Origin of the sequence: Schwartzia succinivorans DSM 10502, from assembly GCF_900129225.1 — a bacterium.
Lineage (GTDB): Bacteria > Bacillota > Negativicutes > Selenomonadales > Selenomonadaceae > Schwartzia > Schwartzia succinivorans.
Map to the genome: position 1 here is coordinate 414,292 of NZ_FQUG01000002.1, position 11,749 is coordinate 426,040.

Sequence of the window (11,749 nt, forward strand, 5' to 3'; positions counted from 1 at the left end):
TGATATTATATAGGCAGGTATTCTATATCGGGGGGAAACTGCCATGAAACGAAGGCTTATCAAAAAACTTGCAGCGGCTGCCGTTGCTGCGTGCATATTCTTTATGGGCTTCAGCACGGAGGTCAGTGCTGCGGCACATACGCGCTACGGAGCTGATTTTTCAAGTCCCTACAGTTCGTCTGATACGTGGGTGATTTACTGGTATCTCTGCGGTACTGACCTTGAGACGAATGAGGGTGCTGCTTCTGATGATTTGGCAGAGCTTATGAAGGTTCAGCTGCCGCCTAACGTGAAGGTCGTAATCCAGACCGGCGGCGCGGACAGATGGCACACAAATGGTATCCCGACGGGGGCTGTGGGCCGTTTTGTTTATGATTCGGACGGGCTCCACAGTCTCGGTGTGAGTGCGGATGTGAATATGGGCTCGGGAGAGGGGCTTACGGATTTCCTGCGCTTTGGCAAGGAGAATTTTTCCGCAGACCACAGTGTTTTCGTTTTCTGGGATCACGGCGGCGGCAGTGCCGGAGGCATCTGTCTTGATGAACGCTATCAGACTATGATTAGTCTCGACGAGGTTCACGATGCCTTTGATTCGGTATATGGAGCGAACCCCGATAATCCGCCTTTTGAGGTTATCGGCTTTGACGCCTGTCTGATGGCGACAGTTGATACGCTTAATTCGGTGCATGGCTTTTCGCGGTATATGGTGGCTTCACAGGAGACTGAGCCGGGCTGCGGCTGGAATTACAGTGGCTGGGTAGGGGCTCTTGCAAGGGATCCTTCCATGGGCGGAGCCGCGCTGGGCAAAGTAATCTGCGATACCTATATGGACGGCTGCAGGGCGTATGATGTGGATGATATAGCTACGCTGTCTCTTTCCGATGTGTCAAAAGCTCCTGAGCTGTTCAACGCTTACGGTGCTTACGGTGTGGAGGCGCTTCAGGCTGCCGCGGAAAATCCCCGTCAGCTGTTCTCTCAGCTGTCCCGTGGCGCGGAGGCTGCGGAGAACTATGGCGGCAACACCCGTGAGCAGGGCTATTACGATATGGTGGATATGGGAGGACTTGCACGGAATACGCAAAGCGCGATGCCTGCCACTACAGGGAGGCTGCTCTCTGCACTGGATGACTGTGTGCTGTATCGTGTGAACGGTAATTATCGTCCCAAAGGTCTCGGACTTTCCTGTTATCATCCATACGATGGCGACGCGGATGTATGGCGTGCTTACGCGGAGCTGGATGTTTCGCCTGCGTCGATTAAGTATCTGTACTATTACCTGATTTTCGGATATATGCCCGATGCTGCGCAGGAATATATTTCCGGCGCGCCTGTCTATACTCAGGAAGCACCGGGGACGGGCGCGGCGATTGCAGGCTCTGCACCTGCGCATGCGCCGGGGCCGTCGGCACATCCGATATATAATGTCCAGCAGCTGGAGGATACGCCGGTTGATGTCGACCGTGATGGTGTAGCCTTTGTACGGCTTACGCCGGCGGCGGCGGACCTTTTGAGTTCCGTACACTGCCAGCTCATCTATATGGATGCAGAGCAGGATGTTATACTCGACCTTGGCTCTGATTCGAATATCGTAGCTGACTGGGATACGGGGGTATTCAAGGACAATTTCTACGGCACATGGCCTATGCTGGACGGTCATCCTGTTTATGTTGAGATTACCTATGAGGAGGACGGCTTTAATCTGTACTCCATTCCTATCAAGCTGAACGGAGTTCCCTGTAATCTGCAGGTAGTGTATGATTTCGGACGGGAGGAATATAGAATCCTCGGCGCAAGAAGGGACGAAAATACAGGCATTGCCAGTATGGTGGCGAGCCGTGAGCTGATAAAGCTGAAGCCGGGTGACGTTATTACGACACTTCATTACGGTATGACTCTTTCAGGCTCGGACACCGAATACACCGAGGTCGAGGTGGACACCTTCACTATCGGTGCTAATCCTACGGTGCGGGACGAAGAGGTAGGCGACGGCACATACGGGTATTTCTTCGAGTTTGTTGACCCGCTGAATAATTCCGCGTTGTCGGAAATGGTCACCTACACGATTAGAAACGGAGAAATTACTACATATGTAGGCAATCCGTTTGCAGGGACAGGTGGGGGACTGCAGCCGACCGGCGGCAGCAGTATTGCTGACTCCCTGTCGGGCGGTTCTGTTTTAGGCAGTGCGCCGTCAGGCGGCGGAAGCATTGCCGAGTCGCTTGGAGTGTAGAAGATAAAAAATATTAGCTATGATTCCTGTTTTGTTTCGTTCCAGTACATAAAAAGACGCACCCAGCCGTCTGTCTGCTCGAATAATACCTCCGCATTGTATTTCCTGCTGAAGCTTCTGAGGGAAATCATACCCGTTCCATGGCCGCTTTCCTTCGCTACCGGAAGGCCGTCGTCCCCAAAAAGGAGCGGCGTGCTGCAGCGGTTCTCGACAACAAGCGCGTATTCATGATTTGTGCATGCAAGGGATATGCGGATTTCACGTTCACCCTCAGGCTGTCTGCGGCTGGCGATTACAGCGTTTTCTATTACGTTGGAGAGAAGGATTGAGAGGTCGTTGTCTGCTTCATTGAGGGCATCGTCCTTGAGGTTTACCTCACAGGAAATACGTATGCCGTCTTTTTGCGCAAGCTTGATATAGACGGTCAGTGCCGCGTTTACGATAGGGCTTTTGCAGTAAGCGGCTATGGGCTGCGCAAGAAGCTCTTTGTCCTGTGACTTCACCAGCTCCAGGGCTTTTTCCACCTCTCCTGATTCAAGCAGTGTTGCCAAAAGGCGGTTGTAATGACGTAGGTCGTGGCGTACACGCTGCACATCCTCTGCTCTGGACTGAAGCATCGCTGCGTGGGTTTTCAGTGCTTCCAGCTGCTGCGTCACAAGCTCGTTGGTATGCAGGTCGCTCTGTATACGCGCGGCGCGTTCACCGGCGTACAGTGAATATTGATAAAGTATGACACCCCAGAAGAACAGGGCGAAGCGCAAAAGTATATCTGATTTCGTATGCATCAGCGGACGGTCGATCAGCATGATGAGCGGAGTGGAGCAGAGTCCGAAGGGGAAGATTGCGAAGCACCAGTTCTCCAGTTTGCTGCCGGAGAAAAGATGAGGGGGAAGAAGCTTCCGAAAGAGTGGTTTTTCCAACGGAAGAAACACAAGGAACAGGGCGACGTAAATAGCTGTCTGTGTCGTAAGACGATAGGCTCCTGTCCCGAAAAACGGCGGAAGCAGTGTAAGAATCAGAGCGCCGCTCAGTGTATGCAGCAAAAAATACCAAAGCATCTGCATGCCAACCACGAAAATATGATGTGTGACCTCGTGGCGGATGACGATGAGAGAAAACGCGAAGAACGGAAGCCATCCGAAAAACTGGACGCGCTTGAAGGATTCGGCATCGAGTCCTGTATGATAAAAATATATGGCATATATCGTCAGGGTGACGGGAGCCCAAAGAAGAAAGTATTTCCAAAGGCGGACGCGTTCTTCGAAGCTGAGCTTTGACTCAAAGGGCAGATAGCGCAGATACGCGCCTATGAGCTGAATCAGTGTAATCCCCAAAGCCATACCTATGATAAAAGTCATACGAATCCCTTCGTTTCTATCATGAAATGTATTTTCACACAAAAATTATATGATAAATTATACCATAAAAGAAGGTGATGAAGCATGCGAATTGCAATCGTTGAAGATGATAAAAAGGATATGGAGCAGCTTGTGGATGTAATTAAGGCATACGCTGCAGGTCATGAAATAAGCCTTGAGCTTGACACGTTTGCTTCCGGTGAGGATTTTTTGCGTGCTTTTGCACCGCAGAAATATAAGCTGATATTCTTCGATAATTATATAGGAAGCGGATTGGGAATTGATCTGGCGCGTAAGGCACGTGAGCTTGACAATGATGTGGAATTTGTTTTCGTAAGCATGAGCATGGAGTTCGCGCTGTCCGGCTATGAGGTGCGGGCGCTGCATTATCTCATCAAGCCTGCTACCTTCGGTGAGATAGAAAAAATCTTCGAGAGGCTTTGGCGGAATACGTCGAAGCCGCAGGAATCCATGGTGGAGGTAGTCTGCGATTATCATCCGGTTCTGATTCCTGCCTCGTCCATCCGATATGTTGAGGTCGTGGGGAAGGCGTGTATTATACACGCGGCGGAGGATATCAAGACGTATATGCGGCTGGGCAGTCTCATGGAGCTATTGCCGAAGAATGATTTTATCCGTCCGCACCGAAGCTTTGCCGTCGCTCTCGACTGCATACAGTCGATGAACCGTAATGAGTTTTTGCTGAAGGACGGAGAACGGGTTCCCATCGGTCAGTCCTATCACAACGAATGCAAGCGCGCATATATCGAATACCGCGCTCACAGTAAAAGATGATTTCAGAGTGCCGTTCGAATGAATGAAAATTCGGCGGCACTTTTTGTTTTCGTTGAAAGCGGCTGGCTTGCCAATCAAAATTCTTGACATTTATCATGGGATAAGATACCATATACTATACGATAGTAAATAGATGTTTACTATTATCGACTTTAGTCAGACATCCGTGTCGGCTTCCTGATGGGGATTCCGGGCGGTGAAGGAGGGTATATTCATTTTGAAGAAGCAAAAAAAATGGATGGGTGCTGCGTTGGCCGCTATGATAGCAGCCGGCTCATTTTTTGTTACGGGCTGTGGAGGAGTGCAGCAGCAGCAGACAAGCGCCGTATCCGTTAAGGCAATGCAGGTGCTGCAGCAGGATACTCCGTTGTCCTCTGAGTACGCAGGACAGGTACGAGGCCTGGATGAGGTCAAAATCATGCCCCGCGTATCCGGTACTATTATGGAGAAATATGTACGAGGCGGTCAGTTTGTAACCGCAGGGCAGCCGCTTTACAAGATTGACTCCCGTCAGTATGAGTCAACGGTGCTTTCTGCCCGTGCAAATCTTGCCCAGTCCGAGGCAACTCTGAACAACGGCCTTATTGACTTACGACGTGATGAGGCTCTTCTGGAGTCGGATGCGATTTCCGAGCAGACAGTCACGACACAGCGTGCTCAGGTAAGCCAGTATAAGGCGCTTGTTGATGCGAACCGCGCTCTTTTGAAGAAGGCACAGGAGGATCTTGATGATACGCTTGTATGCGCTCCGATGGACGGCCGTGTTGACGTTAATGATGTTGCAATCGGAACGTATGCTGTTGCAGGACAGACAACGCTCATGACACTCGGTTCTGTTGACCCGGTGTATGTTCAGTTCAGTATTTCTGAGACCGAGTATCTGAAGTTCATGAATCTCCATAATCTGAACTCCGGAAGCATGGATGATGCAGTTGTTTCGGTTACTCTTTCAAACGGGCAGCTTTATCCTGTCCGCGGACGTCTTGTGCAGGCTGACCGCGCTCTCTCTGAGAACACCGGTACACTGACAGTAAAGGCAATATTCGAGAATCCGAAGGGTATCCTTTTGCCGGGAATGTTCGCCCGCGTCCGTCTTGGGGGAGAGGTTGTACCGAATGCAATTCTTATTCCTCAGCGTGCAGTGCAGCAGATTCTTGATAAGACCTTTGTAATTGTTGTCGGTGCAGACAACAAGTCCGAAACCCGCAATGTTGAACTCGGAGAAAAGGTCGGAAGCTACTATATTGTTAAGAGCGGAGTTACCGCAGCCGACAAGGTGGTTGTCGAGGGACTCACAAAGCTCCAGGCAGGCATGGACCTGAATGTTACGGATGTTACTCCTGAACAGATGGGCTTCACCCTGGATGCGGCTCCGGCTGAAAAAAGCAAGTCGTGATATCTTAAGGGGGTTGCGTTTTGGCTAAATTCTTTATACAGCGTCCGATATTCGCCATTGTCATTTCCCTGATTCTGGTAATAGTCGGAACGCTGGCGGCATTTAGTCTGCCGGTTGCACAATATCCGCAGATTTCACCGCCGACAGTTTCGGTTTCTACAACGTATACAGGTGCGAACGCAAACGTTATCAATGAGACGGTTGCTCAGGTAATAGAGCAGCAGGTTAATGGTACACAGGGCGTTGATTATATGTCATCAAGCTCAGATGACTCAGGTAAATACAGTCTTTCGGTCGTGTTTACCCTTGGCACGGACGGCGACATGGACTCTGTCAAGGTACAGAACAACGTTGCTATCGCGAATGCCAGCCTTCCTGCCGATGTTCAGACCCGTGGTGTTACCACGAAAAAGGCATCGTCAGATATGGCACTCATCGGGTCTATATATTCACCGAATGGGACATATTCCCGTGAGTTCCTTAAAAACTACGTAGATATTTACATCATGGATAAAATCAAGCGCGTTCCGGGTGTCGGCGATGTCAACATCTTTGGCCCTGATTATTCCATGCGTGTATGGCTGAATCCTGACCGCCTTGCCGAGCTGGGGCTCACGGTAGCCGATGTTACGTCTGCGGTAAAGGAGCAGAATATACAGGCTCCTGCAGGTACAGTCGGTATGATGCCTGCTCCTGATACACAGGAGAAGCAGTATACAGGTAAGGTTGCAGGACGTCTTGTTACAGCCGAGGATTTCGGAAATGTTATTGTTCGTTCCGGCGCAAACGGCTCCTTTGTGCGTCTGAAGGATATTGCCCGTATTGAAGAGGGCGCCCGTACAAATTCCGTAGAATCTAACACAGACGGTAAGGTCGGTATCGGTTTTGGTATCATGCTTACCAACGATGCAAATGCTATGGATACTGTAAGCGGTGTCAAACAGGTCATTGAGGAGGCTAAACGCGATTTCCCGCCTGATATGGAGTATGTGGAAATCAACGATACTACCGACTTCATAAAGGCATCCATATTTGAGGTTGCAGAGACCTTCTTTGAAGCACTGCTTCTCGTTATGATTATCGTGTTTGTGTTCCTGCAGAGCTGGCGCGCGACGGTTATCCCGATGCTTGCCGTGCCTGTTTCTTTGATTGCAACCTTTGGTTCATTTGTCATTCTTGGGTTCTCAATCAATACACTGACACTCTTTGCTATGGTTCTCGCAATCGGTCTTGTTGTCGATGATGCTATCGTTGTTATCGAGAACGTCGAGCGTAACATGACAGAGAGAAATCTTGACCCGAAGACGGCGACGGAAATCGCTATGGATGAGGTGCAGGGACCTGTTGTGGCTATCGCTATTGTTCTGGCGGCGGTATTTGTGCCGGTTGCTTTCCTTGGCGGTATGATGGGCGTGCTGTACAGACAGTTTGCTCTTACGATTGCAGTGTCCGTTATGCTCTCAGCATTTGTGGCATTGACGCTGACACCGGCTCTCTGTGCGACTATGCTTAAGCCGCATCAGGAAAATGAGGAAAAGGGAAGAATTGATAAATTCTTTGATTCCTTCAATGTATGGTTTGAAAAAATTACCAAACGCTATCTTGGCGGAGTCAGCTGGCTGACAGGCAATATCAAGCTGGCAGTGCTCAGCCTTGTGATACTGACTGTACTGGCAGGCGCATTGTTCAAGGTTGTGCCGTCTACCTTCGTTCCGGACGAGGACCAGGGCTTTGTAATTGCGTCACTGCAGCTGCCTGAGGGTGCTTCCCTTAACCAGACAGGCAGATCCATGATGAAGCTGAACAGTGTAATTGCAGAAAATCCGGGTGTCAGAAATGTCATGGCCATTACAGGCTATGATGTATTGACTTCGGCAGCGAAATCCAATGCAGGAACGCTGTTCATCGGTTACGATGACTGGAGCAAGCGTAAAACTGCAGAAACGCAGATAAAGGCTGCTATCGGAAGGATTTTTGGTGAGGGCGCGCAGGTAACTCCTGAGGCATCTGTCATCGCGTTTATTCCACCTGCTCTTCCGGGCCTTGGTATGGTCGGCGGCTTTAACCTGCAGCTGCAGGATATGTCGGGACATACTGACGAAGAGCTTGATGTAATCGTCAAGGAAATAGTCGCGGCAGCAAACCAGCGTCCTGAGCTTCAGGGTGTTTATTCAACCTTCAAAATCAATTCACTGGTTTATCAGTTCGATGTTGACCGTGAAAAGGTCAAGAACCTCGGCGTACAGCTTTCCGACGTGTTCACGGCACTTCAGGTAAACTTCGGCGGATACGAGGTCAATGACTTCAACCGTTTCGGACGTACCTATAAGGTTGTCATGCAGTCGGATACGACCTACAGAAACGAGGCAGAGGCTGCGAAATTCGTATTTGTAAAGAGCAACACGGGTACTCTTGTACCGCTGGATACACTGCTTAAACCGCGTGTAACAACAGGTACATCCGTTATTTCCCGTTTCAATGCGGCGCGTGCAGTCGCAATCCAGGGTTCTCCTGCTCCGGGCTACAGCTCCGGTCAGGCCATGAACGCCATCGAAGAGGTTGTTCGTGAAAAGGCACCTGCGGGCTTCAACATTGACTGGTCCGGTCAGAGCCGTGAGGAAAAATCCTCGGGAAGCAAGACAGTCCAGGTTCTTGCAATGGCGCTGATTTTCGTATTCCTGTGTCTTGCCGCGCTCTATGAAAGCTGGAGCGTACCTTTTGCGGTACTGCTTACTGTTCCGACAGGTATTTTCGGAGCACTGCTTTCAGAGTATGTAATGAATCAGCAGAACAGTATCTACATGCAGATCGGTATCATTACGATTATCGGTCTTGCCGCAAAGAATGCTATTCTTATCGTTGAGTTCGCAAAGGCGCGTACAGATAAGGGAATGGATCCGATTAAGGCGGCTGTTGAGGCTGCAGGACTTCGTCTGAGACCTATCATCATGACGTCGCTTGCCTTCATCATCGGCTGTCTGCCTTTGGCTGTTGCGTCAGGTGCAGGTGCTGCGGCGCGTAACAACATGGGTATCGCTGTTGTTGGCGGAATGATTTTCGCGACGGCGCTCGGTGTATTCCTGATACCGATATTCTTCGTAATTGTCGAGATTATTTCGGCTAAGTTATCAGGCGCGCATGGGGCAAAGAAGAAAACGGCAGAGGATTATATGTGATTTTAAGGAGACGGCTGGGGATATACTCACAGCCGTCTCTTTACATGTACAGAGAAAGAAAATGATGTGGTTTTTTGAAAAGATGGAGATTTTTTTATTAACGTGGTACAATATCAGAGTTGTCGAAAACGATTTGAAAGGAAGGCGTTATAAATGGCTAAATCTTGTTCAAACTGTGGAAATGAAATTGCGGAGGGAGCAGCGTTCTGTGCTGAATGCGGTGCTGCAGCAGAAGCAGGTACTGATACGCAGGCAGTTCCGCCGTTTCAGTATCATGGAAAGAAGAAAATGTGGCTTGCTCTGCTTCTGACTTTCCTGTTCGGACCAATCGGTCTGCTGTACGCGAATGTCAAGCACGCTCTGATTCTGGTTGTCGCAACTGTTGTTGTCAGCTTCCTGACAGGTGGAATGGGCAGCATTGCAGGCTGGATTGCAAGCATGATCTGGGCTTATAAGGACGTCAAAGAATACAACGGCGAGTGCTGAAAACAATGAAAAACGCCGTGAAGAACGATTTCGTTCTTCACGGCGTTTTTGTGTGGTATTTCAATCTGAACGACGGTTTTTATCAACTATTTAAACTTTTTTTACAGCACGTTTGTATTTTGTCCTCTTCAGGGCATGTATATAGGTGAAAGGGTAATTAAATAAAAACATTCAACCGTAACAGCACTCCGATATACCGTACAAGTAATTTCTCGCTGCAGCTGATGAGGCAGCAATGTTTTACTAAGCACCCTTCACACACAAACCGCCGAAGATGGAACTGTATTTTAAAAGACTCCGCAAGGAGCCGCGCGCAGCAGGGAAGTTCAGGCATACAAACGAACCAAAGTTTTACATTATTAAAAGTATTGAAATTGACCTAGGGGAAAGTACGTCCCAAAACCGTATAACGCTCTTTGAATTGCAAAAATCGACAGCAATGCCCGCACTCTGTAGAAGCTGCCAAAGGTGACTTCTATCCCCGGCCGGGAGAGTACAGGAATTACAGTCGCATATAGTCTCTGTCGCAATCTCTGCGTCAGCCCGACAAACGGAAGCAAAACACCGAATGCCGGGACAGACAGAGAGTAGCCCCGAAAGTTAATATCTACTTAAACGCCTGAATCCAATGACGGATTCAGGCGTTTTTTCATGTTTTTCTTAAATGGTTAAATTTATGATGAATTTTTAAGCATTACAAGCAGGAAAAACAAGGTGTATACTAGAATCTATAGTGGATATAGGAAAAAGTTACTGTGAGTGATTAAATGATTTAATTATAGGTTTTATTGCCATATTAACAAGAACAATAAAAGAGAAGAGGTCTTTTGATGATAACAGGTGAGTTGAAAAACAAAGTAGATAGGATTTGGGAGACATTTTGGACTGGTGGTATTACGAATCCGCTGGATGTTATTGAACAGTTTACGTATTTGCTGTTTATCAAACAGCTTGATGAAGTAGAGACTAAGAGAGAAGCGGATGCGGCTGTTTTGGGATATGAGCCTGACAGAATATTTCCTGATGATGCACAGGAATACAGATGGAGTAAATTTAAAAATTTAGGCGATTCGGCTAAAATGTATGCCCTTATACAAAACAAGGTGTTTCCATTTATCAAGAATCTTCATAGTGATAGTGATTCTGCGTATTCTCGTTATATGGGAGATGCGATATTTAAGATACCGACACCTGGCATGTTGAGTAAGGTTGTTGATGGTATTGAAGGATTGGGATTGGATGAAGCTAGTGAGGGTGGAGACACTAAAGGAGATTTGTACGAGTATTTGCTGTCAAAGGTCGCAACCGCTGGTACTAATGGTCAATTTCGTACTCCACGGCACATCATAAAAATGATGGTGGATATGGTTCAGCCCAATCCGGGAGATACAATTATTGATCCGGCAATGGGTTCTGCCGGATTCTTGATAGAAGCTCAGACTTATCTTAGAGAGCATCACAGTGATTTGTTCATGGATGATGCTCAGCGTGAGCACTTTAATAACACGATGTTCTACGGCAATGATATGGATTCTACTATGCTTCGTATCGGAGCTATGAATATGATGCTGCATGGTGTTGAAAATCCTAATATCAGTTACAGGGACAGCTTGTCGGAATTCAATACTGATGAAGAAAAATATTCCTTGGTTTTAGCTAATCCACCGTTTAAAGGCAGTTTGGATGCCGAGGCTGTGGCATCAAGCCTCTTAAAAGTAACTAAAACGAAGAAAACAGAGCTGTTGTTTTTGGCTTTGTTTCTTCGTGTACTGAAAAAAGGTGGACGTGCTGCGGTAATTGTTCCTGATGGGGTGCTTTTTGGCAGCAGTAAAGCCCATAAACAGATACGGAAAGAAATAATTGATAATAACAAACTAACTGCAGTAGTATCAATGCCAAGTGGCGTGTTTAAACCTTATGCAGGTGTATCTACGGCAATACTGTTCTTCACAAAGACAGGAGCTGGTGGTACAGATAAGGTTTGGTTTTACGATATGAAGGCTGATGGCTTCAGTCTTGATGATAAACGTCAGCCTGTGCAGGAAAATGATATTCCTGATATCGTTGCAAGATACTCTAATTTAGAAGCTGAATCAAGCAGAAAACGTACAGAACAGTCTTTCTTTGTGCCTGTAGAGGAAATCAAGAAAAATGATTATGATTTGTCGATAAACGAGTACAAGGAAATTGAATATGTACCTGTAGAATATCCTCCAACAGAGGAAATCTTGAGCAATATTGATGCACTTGAGAGCGAAATACAGGCAGAATTAGCGGAATTAAAGAAATTATTGAAAAAATAAATTGA

7 protein-coding genes are annotated in these 11,749 nt (G+C 47.9%); 6 read left to right on the forward strand and 1 reads right to left on the reverse strand.

The annotated features are described in order from the left end of the window. Positions 1-43 precede the first annotated feature (43 nt). Positions 44-2,230 (forward strand): clostripain-related cysteine peptidase, encoded by a 2,187-nt coding sequence (locus BUA83_RS01800; protein WP_072934462.1) that lies wholly within the window; start codon positions 44-46, stop codon positions 2,228-2,230. 17 nt (positions 2,231-2,247) lie between these two features. Here the strand turns inward: BUA83_RS01800 and BUA83_RS01805 are convergent, their stop codons facing one another. Continuing rightward, positions 2,248-3,588 (reverse strand): sensor histidine kinase, encoded by a 1,341-nt coding sequence (locus tag BUA83_RS01805; protein WP_072934463.1) that lies wholly within the window; start codon positions 3,586-3,588, stop codon positions 2,248-2,250. A gap of 84 nt (positions 3,589-3,672) precedes the next feature. Between BUA83_RS01805 and BUA83_RS01810 the strand changes: the two genes are divergently transcribed. From BUA83_RS01810 to BUA83_RS01835, 5 genes are all read left to right on the forward strand, one after another. Further along, positions 3,673-4,383: a LytR/AlgR family response regulator transcription factor gene (locus BUA83_RS01810; RefSeq protein ID WP_072934464.1), complete on the forward strand. Its 711-nt coding sequence runs from the start codon at positions 3,673-3,675 to the stop codon at positions 4,381-4,383. A 238-nt stretch (positions 4,384-4,621) separates the two neighbouring features. After that, positions 4,622-5,779 carry an efflux RND transporter periplasmic adaptor subunit gene (locus tag BUA83_RS01815; protein WP_094756423.1) on the forward strand — a complete coding sequence of 386 codons (1,158 nt, stop codon included), beginning with the start codon at positions 4,622-4,624 and terminating at the stop codon, positions 5,777-5,779. A 20-nt stretch (positions 5,780-5,799) separates the two neighbouring features. Continuing rightward, entirely contained in the window at positions 5,800-8,955 is a 3,156-nt protein-coding gene (locus BUA83_RS01820; protein WP_072934465.1) for an efflux RND transporter permease subunit, read from the forward strand. 153 nt (positions 8,956-9,108) lie between these two features. Then, positions 9,109-9,441: a zinc-ribbon domain-containing protein gene (locus BUA83_RS12450; RefSeq protein WP_094756401.1), complete on the forward strand. Its 333-nt coding sequence runs from the start codon at positions 9,109-9,111 to the stop codon at positions 9,439-9,441. Positions 9,442-10,271: 830 nt separating this feature from the next. After that, positions 10,272-11,744 carry a type I restriction-modification system subunit M gene (locus tag BUA83_RS01835; RefSeq protein WP_072934466.1) on the forward strand — a complete coding sequence of 491 codons (1,473 nt, stop codon included), beginning with the start codon at positions 10,272-10,274 and terminating at the stop codon, positions 11,742-11,744. Positions 11,745-11,749: the final 5 nt, after the last annotated feature.